The following is a 20,879-nucleotide window of genomic DNA, read 5'->3' as shown; positions in this document are numbered from 1 at the left end:
AAACACAAAGGTGCCGCTTTTCATGAGTCAAATTTCGGAAAACCTGCTGAACCAGATCCGCAACCGTTTTGCCCAGATCGATCACTGCCCCGAACAGGGCGAGCGGATATTTTTCGAAAACGCCGGTGGGGCTTTGACACTGAAATCCGTGCTGGACAGCTCGGCGCGTCACGCCGCAATCCCCGACAATCAGGGGCGTGACAATCCGGGGTCTCAAGCTCTGGTTGCAACGATCAACGCGGCCAAGGCCGATATGCGGGATTTCATGAATGCACCCGGTGGTCAGTTCTTTGTGGGTGAAAGCGGCACAGAACTTCTGTTCCGGCTGATCATGAACGCCTGTCTCGGAACCGGTCCGGGGAAAGTTCTGGGGTCGACACTAGAACACCCCGCCACACGCTCAGCCTGTGATCGCTGGGCCCGTATTGCCGGGCAGACCCATGTGCTGGTGCCCCACGATGACAACACCGGCACCGTGACAGCCGGGGCCTATGCCGCAGCTGTTACACCCGACACCAAAGTGGCGACAATCCTGCACACCTCACCCGTGACGGGCATGGGCGTTGATGTGGCCGCAGTTTCACAAGCGATCCGCGCCGTGGCGCCAGATTGTTTCATAATTGTCGATGGCATCCAGCACGCCGCCCATGGCCGGATCGATCTCAGCGCGTATGACGTCGACGGCTACGTGATCTCGCCCTACAAGGTGTTTTCGCGCCATGGCTACGGCGTGGCGTGGATTTCCGACCGGCTGACGCGGCTTGAACACAATGCCCTGTTGGACGGCCCGGCAGATAACTGGGAAATGGGCACGCGCGACACCGGGGCTTATGCGACCATGTCCGACGTTGTGTCTTATTTCGAATGGCTTGGCAGTCAGGTCAGCGACGCCACCGACCGGCGTGCCAGATTTCTGGCAGCGGGTGACGCCATTCACGCGCAGGAAAAGGCACTGACCGACGCGATGATCCACGGCACCGGCAACCTGAGCGGTCTGGCCGAGATGGAGAAGGTCACCATTCTGGGCGGTGCCGACAACCCCGCACGCGAAGGGCTGGTGTCGCTGCGCGTACAGGGCGTGGCCTCGGCGGATGTCGTCAAACGGCTGAACGATGAAGGTATTCGCACCCATTTGCGCAAGGCCGACCACTATTCTGGCAACATATTGACGCCGCTGGGTTATGACGCCTGCGTCCGGGTCTCGATGTGCCACTACAACTCAATCGGCGAAGTCGCCAAATTTCTGGCTGTCATGAAAGAAATCGCCGCCTGAGCTGCGGCGGACCAAGGGACAAGCACTCATGAAAACCCATGCACAAGCTGTCGTGATCGGAGGGGGCCTTGCCGGCTGTTCGATCCTGTACCATCTAGCCAAACTTGGCTGGACCGACGTTGTCCTGCTGGAACGGAACGAGTTGACCTCCGGTTCGACCTGGCACGCAGCGGCGAATATTCACGGGCTGCACGATAACAACAACATCACCCGCATCCAGCACTATACGATGAATCTGTATAAACAGCTGGAACAGGAAACCGGCCAAAGCTGCGGCGTATTCCAGCCCGGCTCGCTCTATCTGGCCCAGACCGAAGAGCGTGAGCAACAGTTGCGCCTGCAAGAGGCCAAGGCCCGGTTCTATGGTCTGAACTTCTACGAAGTCAGCCGTGAAGAAGCCAAGGAACTGCATCCGCTGGCGCAGTTCGATGACATCCGCTGCATCATGTACGAACCCGATGGCGGCAATGTCGACCCGTCGGGCGTGCCGCACGCCTATGCCGCCGGGGCCCGCGCCAGGGGGGCCACCATCGAACGGTTCTGCCCGGTGACAGGAACCGAACAACAGCCCGACGGAAGCTGGATCGTGCGCACGCCCAAAGGCGATATTCACACCCAGTGGGTTGTCAACGCCGCCGGTCTCTGGGGGCGCGAGGTGGCGGCGCTGGCGGGTCTGACCCTGCCGCTGCAACCGACCGAGCATCAGTATTTCGTGACCGAAAGCATCGACGAGGTCGCCAGCCTGGGGCGCCGTCTGCCCTCGATCGCTGACCGCGACGGCGAATACTACTTCCGGCAGGAAGGCAACGGCCTGCTGATCGGGGCTTATGAGAAAGACATGAAATTCTGGGCCGAAGACGGCACGCCGCTGGATTTTGCCCATGATCTGTTCCCCGACGATCTGGACCGGATCATGGAAAACGTGATCCGCGCCACCGAACGCGTGCCGGTCGCGGCCACAGCCGGGGTGAAACGCGTGATCAACGGGCCGATGATCTGGTCGCCCGACGCCAACATGCTCTGGGGGCCGGTGCCCGAGCTGAAGAACTATTTCCTCTGCGGTGGTTTGATCCCCGGTTTCTCGCAATCCGGTGGGTTGGGTCTGCTGGCGGCGCAATGGATGATCGAGGGCGAGCCGCAATATGACATGTTTGCCTGGGATCTGGCCCGCTTTGGCGACTGGGCCGACAAGAAATTCACCAAGGCCCGCGTTCAGGATGCCTACACCCACCGCTTCAAGATCCATTTCCCCAACGAGGAACGCAGCGCGGGCCGCCCAGCCCGTGCGCGCCCCGCCTATGAGATGCAGAAACAGATGGGGTGCGTCTTTGGCCTCAATTGCGGCTGGGAACATCCGCTCTGGTTCGCCGATGAACCCGAGGTGGAAGAGACCACCGGCTTTACCCGCCAGAACTGGTGGGTGCCCGTGGGCCGTGAGGTGCAGATGCTGCGCGAAACCGTGGGCGTGATCGATATTTCGAACTTCGCCAATTACGTGATCAAGGGCCCCGGTGCCCATGACTGGCTGGACCGTCTGGTGGCCAATCGGGTGCCCACCGAAGTGGGGCGCAGCTGCCTGACGCCGCTGATCTCGGTTCGCGGTGGCGTGGCGGGCGATTTCACCATCACCAAGCTGGCCAAGGATGAATACATGATGATCGGGTCCGGCATGGCCGAACGCTATCATCAGCGCTTCTTCAACATGGTCGATATGCCCAAAGGCACCACGCTTGAGGTCGCCACCGACCGCATCGCAGGGTTCAACATCGCAGGCCCCAGGTCACGCGAAGCGTTGGCACGCCTGACCAATGCCGATCTGTCGAACGAGGCGTTCCGCTTCATGCGGTCGCAGAAAATCACGGTCGCTGGCGTCGAATGCGTGGCCATCCGGGTCAGCTTTACCGGCGATCTGGGCTGGGAACTGCACTGCGCCGAGGGGGATCAGGTGGCGCTCTACACCGCCCTGCTTGAGGCCGCCAAAGACTGTGGTGGCGGTCCGGTGGGCGCGCGCGCGCTGGGGGCGCTGCGGATCGAAAAGGGCTATGGCTCGTGGGGGCGCGAGTATTCTCAGGAATACTGGCCGCAAGAGGTCGGGCTGGCGGGTCTGATCAAACTGGACAAGGATTTCCTGCACAAAGACGCCTATCTGTCCGTCAAGGACAACCCCGCGCGCGAGGTGCTGTCCGTCTTCGAGCTGGATGTGACCGAAGATGCCGACGCAACCGGGGGTGAGCCGATCTTTACCCCCGATGGCACGCCCCTGGGCCGTGTCACTTCAGGGGCATACGGCTATTCGGTCGGGAAATCGCTGGCGCTGGGGTTCCGCAACCCAAACACGGCACAGCCGGGCGATGAGGTGGTCATTCAGGTCATCGGCAAACCGCACAAGGCGCGCGTACTGGCCGAGGCACCGTTTGACCCGACAGGCGCCAGACTGCGGTGTTAACGCTCAAAACCCGTTTACAGGCAGGCAAGGCCACTAAGACGCTCCAAAAGATGTCTCGTCTCGGCACTTCAGGCGACTTCATCTTTTTCCAAATACTCCCGCCGGAGGCGCCCGAACTCACCCACCAGCGCATTGCGGGCGCCATTGCTGCGCCACCGGGTCACAAATGCGCAGGCAGTCCACTGCGCGCGCAGCGATCTGGGACACGATATCCATCAGGGTGTCGGGCTTCAGATAAAACGCAGGAACCGGGGGCAGGATGATGGCCCCCATTTCTGCCGCCGCCGTCATGTTGCGCAAATGGGCCAGGGTCAGCGGCGCTTCGCGTGTCAGTAAAACCAACGGCCTGCGTTCCTTGAGCTGAACACTGGCGGCGCGCGTCAGCAGGTTATCGTCCAGCCCATGTGCAATAGCGGCAAGTGTTCGCATGGAACAGGGCGCAACGATCATGCCGGATACCGGAACCGACCCGGACGCAATGCCGGCACCGATATCGGCGCTCGGGTGATGCCGCGTCACCAGTTGCCGCAGGTTTTGCAAAGCGTCCGGGCCGCATTCCTGCGCAAGTGTCCGCATCCCGGCTGCGCTGACCACAAGATCGGCCTCGATATCCGATGACGCCAGGCACCGGGCCACTGCAAGGCTCAACACCGCGCCTGACGCACCGGATACCCCCAAAACAACACGGGCGTTTGTCATGCTCTCAGCTCCGGCATCAATCGGTTTACAAGGTCTTCCGCAAAGGCGTGATCTCCATCCGCGGTGTGCATCACCGTCCCCCATTCCCGCAGCGTTTCACTGCCCAGTTTCGTCGTGGCGTCGATGCCGATTTTTCCGGCCAGACCGGGTTCGGGTGATGCAAAATCCAGATAATCCATAGGTGTCCTGTCCAGAACCATCACGTCCCGGCCCGGGTCCATGCGAGTGGCAAGCGCCCAAGCAATATCCTCCCAGTTTCGGGGATCGATATCGGCATCGACCGCGATGATCATTTTCGTATAGCTGAATTGCGGCAGTATTCCCCACAGGGCCATCATCACGCGCCGGGCCTGCCCCGGATACCGTTTGTCGATGGCAACGATTGCCATTCGATAGGAACAGGCGGCGGGCGGCAGCCAAAGATCGTGGATTTCGGGGATCTGCGCGCGGATGGTCGGCAGGGCCAGGCGGTTGAACACCTCGCCAATGATTGACGGTTCGTCCGGTGGCCGCCCGGTATAGGTCGAAAGATACAGCGGCGCGTCCCGATGGGTGACAGCGCTGACCTGCATCACCGGAAAGGGTTCAGCCGGGTTGTAATAGCCGGTGTGATCCCCAAAAGGCCCCTCGGGGGCGGTCTCGCTTGGTGCAACCCAACCTTCCAGAACAATCTCGGCGTCAGCAGGGACCAACATGGGGATGGTTCTGGCCGGGATCAGATGTGGGCGCTTCTGGTTCAGGGCACCGGCAAATGTCAGCTCAGATACCGTTTCTGGCAAGGGCAAGGCCGCCGATAACAAAGTCGCGGGGTTTGCGCCTAGCACAATGGCGACGGGCATCTTTTCGGCGCACCTCGCCCAGCTCCTGTGATGCGCCGCGCCGCCGCGATGAGGCAGCCAGCGCATGATGACACGGTTCCGGTCCAGCACCTGAACACGGTAAACCCCCGCGTTATAGCCTTGCGCCGCGTTTGCATCGCTGCCGTAGGGCCGGGTAAGAACCACGGGCCACGTGATCAGCGGCCCCGCATCGCCGGGCCAGTGGGTCTGGACTGGCAGCGCGGTCAGATCCACATCCGCTCCGCTGTGGCAGAGGCTTTGCACCGGGGCGGTTCTGACCAGTTTCGGTCGGGTCGACAGGGCCGCCTTCAGCATCGGCCATCTGGCCAGCGCGTCCCGCACTCCGTCCGGCGGCGTCGGGGCTCGCAGCGCGGCCAGAAAGGCCCCCAGATCGTCAAGCCCGGCGGGTGTGACACCCAGCCCGGCAGCAACCCGTTCCGCTGTTCCGAACAGGTTGACGACGACGGGGGTATCGAACCGATCAGTGGACACGTCTGTCGGGTGGTCAAATTGCAGAACCGGGCCGCCCGCCTCAAGCACGGCGCGGTGAACAGCGGTCATCTGATGGCGTACGGAAACCGGATCAGGGATGCGCCTGAACTGTCCGGTGTCCTCGCACCATTTCAGAAAATGCCGAAGGCTGGGATATTGCGGCAGGGTGCGAATGGGACTGCTCCGACGGTGGTTTCCACCCTCTAGCAACGAAAGCGAGGGGTCGAATTGACAACCGTCAAGTCACCCCAGCCGCGATCGCCCTAGGAAGGCATCCAAGGTCATAATGTTGAGACAGCAGGAGGTCTCATTGCCGGTTCCTCAGAATACGATACCGCGCTGCCCGGCGGCTTTGGCGGCCATGCTTCGGATAGTGCCGCTTGGCCCCTTGTCGCTGTCGCTGACGGTCTTCACGCGCCGGGTCGCAAAGAAAAACCCGGAAATGTTTCAACGGCTTGGCGCATACGGAAGATCAGTTTTCGTTCTTGATCCGACGGATTTGCCTGTTGTCCTGCTGCTTGATCCGAATGGCGGTGCCCCAAAGGTGACACTGACCCGGCGCAGCGGGTCAGGGGTTGCGCGTATTTCCGGCCCTCTGGCGGCCCTTCTTGGGCTGGTTCACGGTGCATTTGACGGCGATGCACTGTTCTTCTCACGTGATCTGGTGATCGAGGGCGATACGGCCGCGGCGCTGGCCCTGCGCAACGCAATAGACGACGCGGAACTGGACCTCGCGCACGAGGCCGCAGCCCTCTCCGGCCCGCTTGCGCGCCCGCTGAAGCAGCTGATCGCGTTGGTGGAACGTCGAACCGGCCTGTACCTGACCCGACCGGAAGATGCTGTACTATGGTGATGGAAATCGTCTGCCCGGCAGGAACGCCCGCCGCCTTGCGCGCAGCCGTCAAGGCCGGGGCGCATACAGTCTATTGCGGCTTCAATGACGAAACCAACGCGCGCAACTTTCCGGGCCTGAACTTCGACCGGGCCGAAATGCGCGCGGGTGTTGCCTTTGCCCATGACCACGGGGCCAAGGTACTGGTTGCGATCAACACGTTTCCCCGCGCCGGCAGCGAAGCAATCTGGCATCGCGCGGTGGCCGACGCGGAAACCTGCGGCGCGGATGCCGTGATCCTCGCCGATATCGGGCTGCTGGATTATGCCGCGCGCAACCATCCGGGGCTGCGCAGGCACCTGTCCGTGCAGGCCGCGGCGGCGAATGCCGATGTGATCAACTTCTATGCCGAAACCTTCGGCGTCAAACGTGTGGTCCTGCCGCGCGTGCTGTCGGTTCCCGAAATCGCCGCCATCAACGCCGAAACAGAAGTCGAGACCGAGGTTTTTGTGTTCGGCGGGCTCTGCGTGATGGCCGAAGGTCGCTGTTCGCTGTCCTCTTATGCCACCGGGCTGTCTCCGAACATGAATGGCGTCTGTTCGCCCGCCAGCCATGTTGAATACCAGAACGATCAGGGCGCGTTGAACACCCGTCTGGGCGGTTACCTGATCCACCGGGTCGAACGAAATCAGCCGGCACCCTATCCGACATTGTGCAAAGGGTGCTTTTCCGCAGGTGAAAAGACGGGCCACCTGTTCGAAGACCCCGTCAGCCTGAATGCGGAACGGCTGATCCCGCAATTGCAGAAGGCCGGCGTTACCGCGCTGAAAATCGAAGGGCGCCAGCGCTCGAAATCCTACGTTGCGCAGGTGGTTCGGAATTTCCGCGCCGCTGTCGACGCGCTTGAGGCCGGACGCCCCCTGCCCGAGGGGATGCTGGCCCGTTTGTCCGAAGGGCAGGCCATGACAACCGGCGCATACAAAAAGACCTGGAGATAGCGCGATGGAGCTGACCGTTGGCCCCAACCAGTTTTTCTGGCCCGCCGATAGCTGGACATCCTTTTATGAGGATTTGGCCCAAACCCCCGTCGACCGCATCGTGCTGGGCGAGCTGGTTTGTTCCAAGCGCCTGCCGTTTTATCAGGACCGGATTCCCGACGCGATTGCCCGGTTGGTTGAAGCAGGCAAACAGGTTGCGCTGACCAGTCTTGCACTGGTGACGCTCAAGCGTGAACGCAAGCTGACCGCCGATCTGGCGGATCTGGGGGTCACGGTCGAGATCAACGATCTGACTGCGCTAGCGCATCTGCCCGAAAACACCGATTTCGATGTCGGACCGCTGATCAATGTCTATAACGAAGGCACATTGGCATGGCTGGCGTCACGCGGGGCGCGTCGCATATGCCTGCCGCCGGAACTGCCAATCGCCTCGGTCAGGGTTCTGGCACAAGCCGCCGCCAGTTTGGGTGTCGCGGTCGAGGTTTGGGGCCACGGTCGCCTGCCGCTGGCCATCTCCGGCCGGTGTTACCACGCGCGTCTGCATGGGCGCAGCAAGGATAATTGCCAGTTTGCCTGCGAAAACGATCCCGACGGGTTGGATGTGCTGACCGGCGATGGACAGCCGTTCATGGCCATGAACGGTGTGCAGACCCTGTCAGACAGCTATGCCTGCACGGATCATCAGATCGAGTTGCTGCAAAGTGCTGGCGTCTCGGCTCTGCGCCTGTCGCCGCAATCTCAGGGGTTCCCAAGGCTCTGCGCGCTCTACCGACAGCGGCTGGATGGGCAACTTGACCGGGGCGATCTGGAACACGCGCTGCGTGCGGACGATCCCGGTATAAGGCTAAGCGACGGGTTCCTGACCGGCGCATCCGGCGCTGAATGGTCGGGTTCGGCATGCGCGCCCACCGAAGCAGCACGCTGATCATTCTGGAAAAGACCGGCATCCGATAGCGAATTTTCAGCACGACCTGAGCGGGCGATCCGGAAAATCCATGGATCGTCCTGCACAGTCAGGTGGTCACAGGCAGGCGTTGCCGCACCAGTTCGGCCCACAGGTTTGCTCCCAATGGCAGCAGCGCGTCGTTGAAATCATAGTCATTCGCGTGCAGGGGGCGGCCATTCGACCCCTCGGTTCCATTGCCGATCAGCAGAAAACACCCCGGAACCGCTGCCGCAAATTCCGCGAAATCCTCGGAAAACGACATGGCGGTCCGGTCGCCGTCAACCTCCAAACCCAGCGTTTTTGCGGCTGAAACCACATGGGTTGCGGCGTCGGCATCGTTGATCGCCTCGATAAATTCAGTCAGGAAATCCACCGTCACCGCGACACCGTGGCTTTCAGCCACGCCTGCCGTAATCTGCCGCATGTGGTGTTCAATCCGCGCGCGGTCGTCGGGGGACATCGCCCGTGCGTCCCCTTTCAACACCGTTCGGCTTGGCAGGACGTTGCGCTGCCCATCGGTGATGAACTCGGTCACGGAAACGACCGCGCCAGACGACGGGGCAAGCTTACGCGAAACGATGGTTTGCAAGGCCAGAACAAGCTCTGCTGCGGGCGTAAGTGTCTCGCGCCCGACATGGGGCATCGAGGCATGGCCGCCCTGACCAGTGATTGTGATCTCGAATAGGCTTTCGCTGCAACAAACAACACCGGCGCGGGTTGAAACCCGCCCAACGGGTTCGCCCGGCAGATTGTGCGCGCCATAGACTTCGTCAATCGGAAAATCCCGCAGGACGCCTTCCTCAATCATCGCCCGCGCACCCAGCCCGTGCTCCTCATTGGGCTGGAACAGGAAGACAACGGTGCCGTCAAAGCCCTGTTCCCTGGCCAAAAGCTCGGCCGCGCCCAACAGCATCGTCGTATGGCCGTCATGGCCGCAGGCATGCATCACGCCCGGGTTCTGAGACTTGTAGGCAAAGCTGTTGGCCTCGGTAATGGGCAGGGCGTCGAAATCCGCGCGCAGACCTATGGACCGGTTGCCATGACCCGCTCGCAGAACACCAACAACGCCGACACCTTCATGCACTTCGATGCCAAGGCTTCTCAGGTGATCGGCGATCCGGGCCTTGGTCCAGTCCTCCTGAAAGCCAAGCTCGGGGTTGCGGTGAAACTCATGCCGCAGGGCGCTCAGGTTCTCAGAAAAACTCGTCATGGCAACTCTCCTTCGTCCTGCTTTCTTGCGCCCTTGCTACAGGGTTTTGCAATCCCGCTCAAAGATAGGTTCCGATTGATGCACGTTGCCCCCGGATGAGAGCCCTGAACAATTTCGATCCCGCGAGCAGCCCACCAACCCACGCACCACAAGACGGCAGGTCTGTAAACCATTCTGCGCCTACATCCCGTTGCGGGGGATGACAAAAGACTGTTCTTCCTCAAAGATCAGGTCGTCACCCGACCACGCCTTTAGGCGAGCGGTCAGGTGAAACTCGGTCGCAGTCGCCCTTTGTTCGGAACAGGTCCAGATCTTGGCGGACCACCCCTCGCGGTCGAAACCGGCGGTTTGCTCCATTGTGGCTACTGCCGACAACGGATCATCCGGCTGGATGGTATAGCGTCGATCCGACATATCGCTCAGCACCGTGCCGATATCGTCGAGGCGAATATCGCCCACCGGCCCAAAGACACCCCCGTCAAGGAAATACCTGTGTGTCACCTCGCCATTGGTCAGATCGGTGTGGACCGAACGCTCCATCGAACCGGAGCGAACGTTCGTCTTCCGCGGGGCGACGTCGGGACCCCGAGGTTCGGGCAAGGGGCGTGGGGCTGGCGCGTCATCATGCTGGCTGCGCACGGGCAGGATCAGCCGCGATGTGCCGGGTTGGATCGTCAGCGTAACCGGCTCGGGCGCTGGCCACAGGACCGGCCAATAGGCGGACGCGATTTGCAGAACGATGCGATGACCCGCCAACACCCGATAACCGGTTCCATAAAGCGGGACAGTCACGTGCATGTCTTCGCCGGGTGTGATCGGTGTCGGTTCAGTGTCGCTGATCCGGTGGGTCAGATTGCAGAACCCGCGTGCAATCAATGTCTGCGCGCCATCCGGGGCCTCATCCACCAGCAAGGCCGCAACAAAACCCTGCGCCCGATCGGCAGAAACTGTCAGGTCTACCGAGGGCTGGCCCAGAATATCGATCGGCTCTCCAAGTGGCTCTGCTTTGAATTGCAGCGCCCCTGCGGCTTCGATCCGGCAATCTGCCGCCATATCTCCTGGTATTGCAAAGGAACACATGTCGCCCGCTGCGGCCCCGAAATTCTGCGGCGAACAGATCGACATTTCCCCGCCCGACCCGGCGGAGGCGTCCAGCGTTCCGTCATTCACCCACAAGGGCTGGTCCTTGACATGTGGCGATGGCCAGCTTGGCTCCTCGATCCACCGCCCGTCGCGGTGCACATGTGTTCCGGACGGGGCGGCACTGTCCTGCAGGAAAAACCGCAAGGGCGGCTCGTCCATCAGGCCCGTGTCGATCCCCTTCAGCCAATGGTCCCAGAACCGGATCACCTCGCCGACGAAATCGACCCGGGGCCCCGGCACCCCTTCTTGCGGGTACAGATGCGCCCAGGGGCCCATCAGGATCTTGACCGGCCCGCTCAGGTGTTCCGCGATGCGGAAAGGAGTGTCGCGATACAGGTCCATCCATCCGCCAAAGAAATACACCGGCACATCGACATCCGCGTAGTTTTCGCAGATCGAACCGCGCCGCCATATGTCGTCATGGGTCTGATGTTCCAGCCACATGGAGGGCCAGAATTCAGCCCCCTCCAACCGTGCGCGCCACATGTCGATCCAGCGATCTTTGCCCACAATCTCGGGGTCGGGCGGCATGGCATTGTACAGCTGCATGATCGAGCCCCACCAGAAATTGTCATTGGCCAGACAGCCGCCGTAAAAGTGAATATCCTCGCGCCAGCGGTCATCCGTTCCCATCACCGGCACAATCGCCTTCAGCGCAGGCGGGCGGGTAGCGGCCACCTGAAAGGCGTTATACGCCCCCCAGCTTTTGCCAAACATTCCGACATTTCCGTCGCACCAGTCCTGATCGGCAATCCACTGGATGATGTCGTGCCCGTCCTGAATCTCCTGATGCGAATACTCATCCTCGGGGATCCCGTCGCTGTCGCCATAGCCGCGGATGTCCACCCGGATCGACGCATAGCCTGCAGCGGCGAAATGCGGATGCATGCTTTCATCCCGCATCCGGGTGCGATCCCGGCGGCGATAGGGGATGTATTCCAAAACACAGGGAACGGGCGTTGCTCGGGCCGAGCCGGGCAGCCAAAGCCGTGCCGCAAGTTTTGCGCCGTCCGGCATGGGAATCCAAACGGTTTCGATGACCTCTGTGTTGCTCATGTCCGGTCCTTTGACTGACTGTCAGGTGAAAAGCTGTTTGTGGCGTGCTTGGCCGGGGGGTTTTTCAATGGCCTCACCATCGAAGCCCCAAGCGCAGCGCATCATAAATGGCGGCATGCGTGTTGCGTGATGAAATGGCATCGCCGATCCGGTACAGATCAAACCCCGCCTCTGGGACCGATTGCGGAAACACGGGGCCGGACCCGCCGACCAGCGCTTCATAATCCACGGCGCCCAAGTTTCGCGACAGCGGTTTCAGATCGAAGTACAGATCATCCAGCGGCAAAACACCCTGATTGACAACCACCTGATCATACAGGCGCTTTTCTATCAGGTCCGAGTAATCCGTACCAATGGCTGCCTCCAGCTGATTGCCTGATCGCACCAATGATTTCAGCGTCCGGGCGACTGTGAACTCGGCACCGGTCTTTTGCAGGGCGCGCATGTAGGGCACCAGGTTCATCCCCATGATTTCGGGGGCAAAACTGCGGTCTCGGGTCATGATTTCTACCCGCCCCCCCGCTTGCGCGATAGCCTCAGCCGCCATCAGGGCCGGGTGATCCCCTGCATCGTCATAGATAAGGACATTGTCGCCGGGGCGCACATCACCGGTCAGGATATCCCAGGCAGTAACCGCCAGATCGTTACCCGCCTCCAGAACCGTCACCTCGGGCAATCCGCCGGTTGCGATCACCACCATGTCCGGCGCAAGCGCAGTTACAGCATCGGCGTCCGCAAAGGTGTTGAAACAAAATGTCACGTCGCGTGCGGCGCATTGGGCCATGCGCCAGTCGATGATCCCGATCATCTCGGCCCGGCGCGGGGACTGCGCGGTCAGCCGCACCTGACCGCCGGGTGCGGGGGCGGCCTCAATAACGGTGACGTCATGCCCGCGCTCGGCCGCGACCCGCGCCGCCTCAAGCCCGCCGGGGCCTGCGCCCACAATCACCGCGCGGCGGCGCGTTTCAGCGGCGGGGATCAGATGCGGCATCGACAATTCGCGCCCGGTGGCCGGGTTGTGGACACACAGCGCCTCACCCGCCTGATAAATGCGGTCAAGACAGTAAGTGGCACCGACACAGGGCCGGATGTCCTCTTCCCGTCCAGCCCGGATTTTGGCAACGATCATCGGATCTGCCATATGCGCGCGGGTCATGCCGACCATGTCCAGCAGGCCCGAGGCCACCGCATGCCGCGCCGTCGCCACATCGGGAATGCGCGCGGCGTGAAAGGTCGGCATCCCAACCTCGGCCCGAACCCGCCCGGCAAAATCCAGATGGCGTGCGCTTTTCATGCCCTGAACCGGGATCACGTCCGTCATGGCCGGGTCGGTATGAATACGCCCGCGAATGATGTTCAGGAAATCGACCTGACCGCTGTCGCGCAGCCTTCGGGCAATCTCCAGCCCTTCCGCTTCGGTTATGCCGCCCTTTTCCACCTCATCGGCGGTGTAACGGACCCCTATGATGAAATCGCTCCCGACGCGGTCGCGGATTGCGTCCAGAACCATGAAACCAAAGCGCATCCGGTTGTCCAGATTGCCTCCAAAGGGCGCCTCCATCCGATTGGTCATCGGCGACCAGAACTGATCGATCAGATGACCGTAGGCCTGCAATTCAATTCCATCCAGCCCGGCGGCCTGCATCCGTTCGGCGGCATCGGCGTAATCGGTCACGATCCGCGCGATGTCGAAATCTTCCATCTTCTTGGCAAAGGCCCGGTGCGCTGGTTCCCGGTCGTGCGACGGCGACAGGGACGGCAGCCAGTCACCCTTGTTCCAGCCCGTGCGCCGCCCCAAATGGGTCAGCTGGATCATCACCGCACAGCCATGGGCATGGCAGGCATCCGTCAGCTCCGCCATCCAGCGGACCACCTCGTCCTTGTATGCCAGGATATTGTTGAACGCAGGCGGGCTGTCGCGGCTGACAACGGCCGACCCCGCCGTCATGGTCATCGCAACCCCCGCTTTGGCCCGCACCTCGTGATAGGCACGATAGCGTTCCGTCGGCATCCCACCTTCGGGATAGGCGGGTTCATGACTGGTTGTCATGATCCGGTTTTTCAGCGTCAGGTGCTTTAGCTGATAAGGTTGCAGCAAGGCATCGCGGCTCATGATTGCGCCTCGTGATCAGTTTGATTGCGCAAGGCGGCAACAGGGTCGGATGACATGCAGCTCTCCGGTTATCTGGGGGCAAGAGGTGATGGTCTTCGCCGATTGAAATCAAACTGGAATTGCCAAGTCAAATTTGTTTTCAATCAGACGTTTTCGACCAATTTTCCCCGTGCCTTTCGCCCTAGTGGACACGACAAGCGCGGCCGTGCGCCCCCGGCTGGCGCATGTCTTCGGTTAATAAACGGGGTGCCCTCGCGCAAACAGGCGACGAGGCCGGGCTCAGGGCACTTCGGAATGGACGCTCAGCAGGGTTTCCAGAAACAGTTTGGCCGCGCGTGTCGGATCCGGCTGTTTCCGCGTCACCGCCGCAAAGCGCGTTCTGTATTTGATTTCCTGCGGCATCACCTGCCTCATAAGCCCCTTATCAACAAATTCCTGCGCCAGATGGTCCGGAAGAAAGCCCAGATAGCTGCCCGACAGAATAAGTATTGCAAGGGCTTGTTCGTTCTGCACTTTGGCGGCGCGTCGAAACCCCAGTTGCTGGCCGTAGATCAGGTTGGGCGAGTTCACGTTCAGACCCGCATAGTTGAACGCCTGAATGTCCCGCAAGCTCAGCGTGTCAGCGGACTGGCTGAACAACGGATTGGCCTGCCCGCAATACAGAAACATGTTTTCCCCATAAAGCGGCGCATAATGCAGGCTTGCCGAGGGGCGGTGCAGGGCGATGATCCCGACATCCAGCTGCCCGCTGATAACCATGGTCTCAATGACGTTAGGCGGTTCAATCGACAACTCGATCTGGATGGCAGGGGCGGCTTCGTTGAACCTGTGAATGGCGCGGGCAAGGCGCGCTTCGGGGTTCGTGGTGCATTGATCGAACAGCGCCACGCGGATACTTCCTGCCAGTTGCTGCTTGATCTCGTTGACTTCGGTTCTGAACTGCGAAACCGAAATCAGCAGGTCTTCTGTCGCGGCCAGCACTTTCTCGCCGTCTTCAGTCAGGGAAAAACCCGCCGGGCCACGGTTGCACAGCTTCAAATCCAGCCGAAGCTCCAGATCCGATATGTGTTTCGAGATTGTTGATTTCCCGATGTTGAGCTCATTTTCCGCCGCTGAAAACCCTCCGCTTTCCGCAACGGTTTTGAAAACCCGAAGAAGGCGGATGTCCGTGTCCCCGATGCGGGTGGTCAGTGGGTTCTGTCTCATATTAAAAGTTCGACATTTGTGAAACCTTTCGCGCAAATATTAACAACGACGAAACCATGTTGGCAAGATAGCCTCTTGTGGCCGAGGCAGAATCGGACTGGCCACCTTCTCCCCAGGCCATCGCGCACCTCGAAACACGACAAATGGGAGGACATCCATGTCATTTATCAAAAAGCTTGGCACCATCAGCGCCGCCGTTTCCGTTGCTGCACTGATGGTTGCAGGCACGGCTGATGCGAAGAACTTCAAGATCGCGGTGGGCGATAGCGCAGGAAGCGCACAGGAAGCTCTGGGCATCGCCTTCGTTAAGGCGCTGGAAGAGAAATCGGGCGGTGCCCACACCGCAACGCTGTTCCTGAACGGTCAGCTGGGGTCCGAACAGGACACCGTGAACGAGGCGGCGATCGGCACGCTGGATATGTCGCTGCTGGCAATCAACAACATCACGCCCTTCTCGCCTTCGGTCGGTGTTTTCACGCTGCCTTACGTGATCCTCAGCCTGGAAGATGCCGAAAAGCTGACCCAGGGCCCAATCGGTCAGGAACTGGTCGAAAACACCATCCGTGATGCGGGCGTGCGTATCATCGGCTGGACCTATACCGGTTTCCGCCGCCTGACCAACTCGAAAAAGCCGGTCAAATCGGTTGCCGACCTTCAGGATCTGGTCATCCGCGTTCCCAAGAACGAGATCATGATCGAAACCTACAAAGCGTGGGGCATCAACCCGACGCCAATGGCCTGGTCGGAAACCTTCACCGGACTGCAAACCAAGGTGGTCGACGGGCAGGACAACCCTTACCTGACCATCAACGCGATGAAGTTCTACGAGGTTCAGGACCACGTCACCAACCTGCGTTACATCTTCTCGATCGAACCGCTCATCGTTTCAGAAGCGGTCTTCCAGGACCTGTCCGCAGAAGATCAGGCAATTATCCTTGAAGCGGGACAGGAAGCCACCCTGGCATCCGCACAGTTCCTGCGGGATTCCGAAGCCGCCATCAAGGAAGAGCTGACCGCCAAAGGTATGGAGATCATCGATCCCGAAAACGACGAAGCCGAGTTCATCGAACTGGCGACAGGTGCCGTATGGCCCCAGTTCTACGACTCCATCGGTGGCGTCGAAAAACTGAACACCGTTCTGGAAGCCATTGGCCGCGAGCCGGTGCAGCAATAATCGCCGCAGAGCGATACCGGGAAGAGCGCCACGGCGCTCTTCTCATCTCAGGGAGGAGTGAAACCACATGTTCTGGAAATTTCTGGACAACATAGAAAGTGTCATCTGCCGGATACTCTTATCCGGCTTTGTCTGCCTTTTATTCGTGCAGATCATCGCGCGCGAAGTCTTCGGCTTTTCGGTCAGCTGGATCGAAGAACTCTCGGTCTACATGTTCGTATGGTTCGTCTATTTCGGCGCAAGTTACGCCGCCTTGAAAGGGGCGCATAACCGCGTGACATTCCAGTTCAAGTTCCTGCCTGAGGGGGCGATCAAGTACATCGAAGCCTTCGCCGATCTCTTCTGGCTCTTCTTCAATGTCTACTTCCTCTATCTGGCGACAGATTTTGTCTTCAACAAGATGAACAAGTTCTGGAAATCCCAGACTCTGGGTGTCGAGATGAAGTATATCTACATGGTGCTGCCCATCGCGTTTGCGCTGATGACCGTCCGCATCATTCAGGTGAATTACCTCCGCCTTGTCAAAGGCGAGGACATTCACGATCCCGATCAGATCGACCTCGACGAAATCAAAGCTGCGACCGAAGCAGCAAAGAAATCCTAAGGGCAGGGGGTTAAATCATGGAATCCGAAATCGTCACGGTCCTGTTTGGATCATTTCTGTTCTTGCTGCTCATTGGCGCGCCGATCACGGTGGCGCTGGGTGTCGCGTCGCTGATCTCGTTTCTCTATCTGGGCGATAACCCGATCAAATTCGTGCAGATCGCCTTTACATCCGTGGGCTCGTTCCCGCTGATGGCGCTGCCAGCCTTTATCCTCGCCGGGGCCCTGATGGAGGCTGCCGGTATCTCAAAACGCCTGATCAACGTTGCCGAAAGTCTGGCCGGTCCTTTCACCGGTGGTATTTCGGCCGCAACGGTCATGGCCTGTCTGTTCTTTGGTGCAATTTCGGGCTCGGGCCCGGCAACAACCGCGGCTGTTGGGATGCTGATGATCCCGGCAATGATCGACCGCGGCTATGAGCGCGGCTATGCCTCGGCGATCACTGCGTCCTCTGGCGGCCTCGGGATTATCATTCCTCCCTCCATCCCGATGGTGATCTTCGGCATTGCCGCGCTCGGTATGGCCCCGCCACCCGAAGCGGTCGAGAAATTCGGCACCTTCCAGTCGGTTTCGATTTCGAAACTGTTCATTGCCGGGTTTGTACCCGCCTTCCTGATCGCCACCAGCCTTCTGATCCTGAACTACTTCATGTCGAAAAAGCGCGGCTACAAAGGCGTCGCCGAAGGCTGGTCGATCCGCCATGTGGGCTGCGAAATGTATCGCGGGTTCTGGTCTTTGATGGCGCCGCTGGTGATCCTGGGCGGTATCTATACCGGCTTCTTCACCCCGACCGAGGCTGCAATCGTCGCGATCTTCTATACCCTGTTCGTGGGGGTAGTCATCTATCGCGAACTGACCTGGCAGTCGCTGTTCCAGTCGCTTGAAGCCACCACATGGCTGACCGGTCGCGTCCTGCTGATCCTGTTCACCGCTACGGTGTTCGGACGTCTTTTGGTGGAAAACCAGATCCCGGCGATCATCGCAGATTCGATGCTCAGCTTCACCGACAACCTCTATGTGATCTGGGCGCTGATCATCTTCTTCCTGCTGTTCGTCGGCATGTTCATGGAAACACTGGCCACCATCCTGATCCTTGTTCCGGTAATGCTGCCGGTAGCGTATTCGGTTGGTATCGATCCGATCCACTTTGGCGTGGTGATGGTCTGTACGCTGGGCATCGGGTTCCAGACCCCGCCGCTGGGCGAGAACCTGTTCATCGCATCGGGTATCTCGAACATCTCGATCGAACAGATCTCGTTGCGCGCGCTGCCTTTTGCGGCGGCAAACACGGTGGCGATCTTCATTATCGCCTTCTTCCCTGAACTGTCGCTGTGGCTTCCACGGCTGTTTGGCTACTGATCTGAAAGGATGACGACATGAAACAGATGGTCTCCAACATCCTGTTTGCCACCGACCTGTCCGAAAACTCGGGTCACGCCATGCGCCATGCCGCAAGCATCGCGCAGGCCACCGGGGCGGAGATTCACGTGTTGCACGTGAATGAACCCCTGTCGGACGACGCCAAGATCACGATGGAAATCTTCATTATGAACGAAGAGACCCGCAAGACCGCCATTGAGCGTCGTCACGAGATGGTGCGCAAGGTTCTGGCCGAGCGGCAAGCCAAGTTCTGGGCGCAGTTCGACGGCGACGACGGGAAAATTCGCGATCAGGTCACCTCGGTCGAGGTGACTGACGGCCATCCGGCAGAAGTGATCCTGCGCCGCTCGGTCGAACTGGGTTGCGACCTGATCGTATTGGGCGCGCATGATCACGGCTTTTCGCACACCTTCCTGGGCACGGTCGCAAAACGCGTTTTGCGGCGCTCCAGGATCCCGACACTGATCGTTCCGAACCCGGACGAAATGTAACAACCCCACTGACAAGGAAGTACAAAATGAACAAAACCCTGACCACGCAGGACCTGGCGGACACGTTCGACGCGTTCAACCGCCACGACATCGACGGCGTGATGACCCACTTCGCCGACGACTGCGTGTTCTACACCGTGGCCGGTGACGAGAAATACGGCAACAAGGTTGAAGGTGCCGAAGCCATCGCCGCCGCGTTTTCGGGCGTCTGGGCAGGCATGAAAGACGCCCATTGGGATCATCACAGCCACTTTGTCCACGGTGATCGTGCCGTATCCGAGTGGACCTTCTCGGGAACCGACGCAAACGGAATGCGGATCGAAGCCGAAGGTGCGGATCTGTTCACCGTTCGTGACGGTAAAATCATTGTAAAACAGGCGCTTCGCAAAGCTCGCCCGATGTTCAAAGCCTGATCCGCCGCCCTGCGCGCAGCCTCGGAGAAAAACAAGAATGGTGGATAACAGCATCCCGCGTCACTGGCCCAAGGCCAGTTATGACCCCAAATATGACCCGATCATTGATGCGGGTCCGGGTCACAATCGCGACCACGCGCCCACGTATTGGATTGGAACGGCCGGAACACCTCCGGCCGATGATGGACCTGTGTCCAGCGATATGGATGCAGATGTGGTGGTGATCGGATCGGGGTATACCGGCCTGTCCACCGCCATCCATCTTGCCAAGGAACACGGCATTCAAGCCGTTGTTTTAGAAGCAAATACCGTCTCATGGGGCTGCTCCACCCGCAATGGCGGGCAGGCCCAGATTTCATCCGGGCGGCTCAAGCGGTCGCAATGGATCGAACGGTGGGGAACGGACGTGGCCAAGCGCATGCATGCCGAGGTCACTGAAGCGTTTCAGCTGTTCAACGATCTGATTGCGTCCGACGATATCGATTGCGACCCCCAGCCGGGTGGCCACTACTACATCGCGCATCGCGACAAGGTCATGCCGTCCCTCAAGAAAGAGAGCAAGCTGCTCAACGATGTGTTCGGCTATGGTTCGCGCATCCTCTCCCGGGAAGAACTGCATGAAAAACACGTGCGCGATATGGAAGCCGCAGGCGCCATGTGGGAACCTGACGGGACCTGTATCCATGCGGGTAAACTGGCGTTCGGTTATGTCAACATGGCGCGTCGTCTGGGGGTGAAAATTCACACCGGCAGCCCGGTCATGGGATGGCAGACGAAGAACGGCGTGCATCACCTGCGCACACCGGGCGGCATCGTCCGCGCCAAAACGGTGGCCTTGGCAACCGCGGGCTATACCCCGCCGGGTCTGAACACGCGCACAAAGCACCGCTTGATGCCTATCCTGTCCAACTCGATGGTGACACGGCCGCTGACCCAGGCCGAGCTGGATGAGTGTGGCATTCAGACCAAATCGCCCCTGACGGACACGCGCACCCTGCGCCATTATTATCGTTTATTGCCTGACAACCGGATGCAGATCGGCAGCCGCAGCGCGGTAACAGGACGAGACGCCGAGAACGAAAAACATTTGGAGCTTCTGAAAAAGGGCCTCGCCCGAAAGTTTCCGGCGCTGACGGATATCAACCTCGATTACTCGTGGTGGGGCTGGGTCGATGTCAGCCACGATATGATGCCGCGTATCTTTCAACCGGACCCGGAACAGCGCGTGTTCTACGCGATGGGATATGGTGGCAACGGCGTGATGTACTCGGCTCAGGCCGGGCGTCGTATGGCACAGCTGATCGCGGGCAAGAAAGACAAGGCCTTTGCCCTGCCGATCTTCACGTCCCCGCTTCCGAGTCACGGCATCCTGACACCCTTCCGCCGTCTGGGTCAGCGCATGGCGTATGTCGGCTATTACCTAAGAGACGAAATACTGTAATTTACCAACGCTTTAGCGTTCTGAAGATAAGGAAGCACCCCTATGAAGATGACGACGGAAGAGGCCTTTGTTAAGGTTTTGCAGATGCATGGAATTGAGCATGCGTTTGGGATCATTGGCTCGG

Annotated in this window: 17 protein-coding genes; 11 read left to right on the top strand and 6 right to left on the bottom strand. The window is 60.0% G+C overall.

What is annotated here, in order from left to right; translation table 11 throughout:
* Positions 1–22: 22 nt before the first annotated feature.
* Complete coding sequence (locus ACR0ID_RS17230; protein WP_480607337.1) at positions 23–1,273, top strand: aminotransferase class V-fold PLP-dependent enzyme; 1,251 nt, start codon at positions 23–25, stop codon at positions 1,271–1,273.
* A gap of 28 nt (positions 1,274–1,301) precedes the next feature.
* Positions 1,302–3,719, top strand: coding sequence for a GcvT family protein (locus ACR0ID_RS17225; protein ID WP_480607334.1), 2,418 nt, complete (start codon positions 1,302–1,304; stop codon positions 3,717–3,719).
* A 117-nt stretch (positions 3,720–3,836) separates the two neighbouring features.
* On the opposite strand, the gene ACR0ID_RS17220 is transcribed toward ACR0ID_RS17225, so the two are convergent.
* On the bottom strand, positions 3,837–4,418 hold the full coding sequence (locus tag ACR0ID_RS17220; protein ID WP_480607331.1) for a UbiX family flavin prenyltransferase: 582 nt from the start codon (positions 4,416–4,418) through the stop codon (positions 3,837–3,839).
* Positions 4,415–5,923 (bottom strand): UbiD family decarboxylase, encoded by a 1,509-nt coding sequence (locus ACR0ID_RS17215; RefSeq protein ID WP_480547550.1) that lies wholly within the window; start codon positions 5,921–5,923, stop codon positions 4,415–4,417. Before ACR0ID_RS17215 ends, ACR0ID_RS17220 begins: the two co-directional genes overlap by 4 nt.
* A gap of 136 nt (positions 5,924–6,059) precedes the next feature.
* Between ACR0ID_RS17215 and ubiT the strand changes: the two genes are divergently transcribed.
* From ubiT to ubiV, 3 genes are read left to right on the top strand one after another with little or no spacing between them, the layout of a single operon-like run.
* Entirely contained in the window at positions 6,060–6,602 is a 543-nt protein-coding gene (ubiT, locus tag ACR0ID_RS17210; protein WP_480547522.1) for a ubiquinone anaerobic biosynthesis accessory factor UbiT, read from the top strand.
* Positions 6,602–7,579, top strand: coding sequence for a ubiquinone anaerobic biosynthesis protein UbiU (gene ubiU, locus ACR0ID_RS17205; protein WP_480496099.1), 978 nt, complete (start codon positions 6,602–6,604; stop codon positions 7,577–7,579). The genes ubiT and ubiU overlap by 1 nt, the downstream gene beginning before the upstream one ends.
* A 4-nt stretch (positions 7,580–7,583) precedes the next feature.
* Complete coding sequence (gene ubiV, locus ACR0ID_RS17200; protein ID WP_480547520.1) at positions 7,584–8,504, top strand: ubiquinone anaerobic biosynthesis protein UbiV; 921 nt, start codon at positions 7,584–7,586, stop codon at positions 8,502–8,504.
* An 88-nt stretch (positions 8,505–8,592) separates the two neighbouring features.
* Here ubiV and ACR0ID_RS17195 read toward each other — a convergent pair whose 3' ends face one another.
* The 4 genes from ACR0ID_RS17195 to ACR0ID_RS17180 form a co-directional block, all read right to left on the bottom strand.
* Positions 8,593–9,735, bottom strand: a complete 1,143-nt coding sequence (locus ACR0ID_RS17195) for an amidohydrolase (RefSeq protein WP_480607328.1) — start codon at positions 9,733–9,735, stop codon at positions 8,593–8,595.
* Positions 9,736–9,915: 180 nt separating this feature from the next.
* The gene (locus tag ACR0ID_RS17190; protein WP_480607326.1) at positions 9,916–11,934 is read right to left on the bottom strand and encodes a CocE/NonD family hydrolase; all 2,019 of its coding nucleotides are present in this window, start codon (positions 11,932–11,934) and stop codon (positions 9,916–9,918) included.
* 73 nt (positions 11,935–12,007) lie between these two features.
* The gene (locus ACR0ID_RS17185) at positions 12,008–14,047 is read right to left on the bottom strand and encodes an oxidoreductase (protein WP_480607324.1); all 2,040 of its coding nucleotides are present in this window, start codon (positions 14,045–14,047) and stop codon (positions 12,008–12,010) included.
* Between the two features lie 279 nt (positions 14,048–14,326).
* The gene (locus ACR0ID_RS17180) at positions 14,327–15,253 is read right to left on the bottom strand and encodes a LysR family transcriptional regulator (RefSeq protein WP_480607321.1); all 927 of its coding nucleotides are present in this window, start codon (positions 15,251–15,253) and stop codon (positions 14,327–14,329) included.
* A 157-nt stretch (positions 15,254–15,410) separates the two neighbouring features.
* Between ACR0ID_RS17180 and ACR0ID_RS17175 the strand changes: the two genes are divergently transcribed.
* From ACR0ID_RS17175 to ACR0ID_RS17150, 6 genes are all read left to right on the top strand, one after another.
* Complete coding sequence (locus tag ACR0ID_RS17175) at positions 15,411–16,427, top strand: TRAP transporter substrate-binding protein (protein ID WP_480496057.1); 1,017 nt, start codon at positions 15,411–15,413, stop codon at positions 16,425–16,427.
* Between the two features lie 67 nt (positions 16,428–16,494).
* A complete protein-coding gene (locus ACR0ID_RS17170) occupies positions 16,495–17,031 on the top strand; it encodes a TRAP transporter small permease (protein ID WP_480496055.1) in 537 nt (178 codons plus the stop codon).
* A 17-nt stretch (positions 17,032–17,048) separates the two neighbouring features.
* Positions 17,049–18,389 carry a TRAP transporter large permease gene (locus tag ACR0ID_RS17165; protein ID WP_480496053.1) on the top strand — a complete coding sequence of 447 codons (1,341 nt, stop codon included), beginning with the start codon at positions 17,049–17,051 and terminating at the stop codon, positions 18,387–18,389.
* 17 nt (positions 18,390–18,406) lie between these two features.
* On the top strand, positions 18,407–18,901 hold the full coding sequence (locus ACR0ID_RS17160; protein ID WP_480496051.1) for a universal stress protein: 495 nt from the start codon (positions 18,407–18,409) through the stop codon (positions 18,899–18,901).
* Between the two features lie 26 nt (positions 18,902–18,927).
* Positions 18,928–19,314, top strand: a complete 387-nt coding sequence (locus ACR0ID_RS17155; protein ID WP_480521060.1) for a nuclear transport factor 2 family protein — start codon at positions 18,928–18,930, stop codon at positions 19,312–19,314.
* Between the two features lie 37 nt (positions 19,315–19,351).
* Positions 19,352–20,755: an NAD(P)/FAD-dependent oxidoreductase gene (locus ACR0ID_RS17150; protein ID WP_480521058.1), complete on the top strand. Its 1,404-nt coding sequence runs from the start codon at positions 19,352–19,354 to the stop codon at positions 20,753–20,755.
* Positions 20,756–20,879: the final 124 nt, after the last annotated feature.

The organism is Ruegeria sp. AL2 (assembly GCF_056540845.1).
This window is presented reverse-complemented; position numbering and strand designations above follow the sequence as displayed.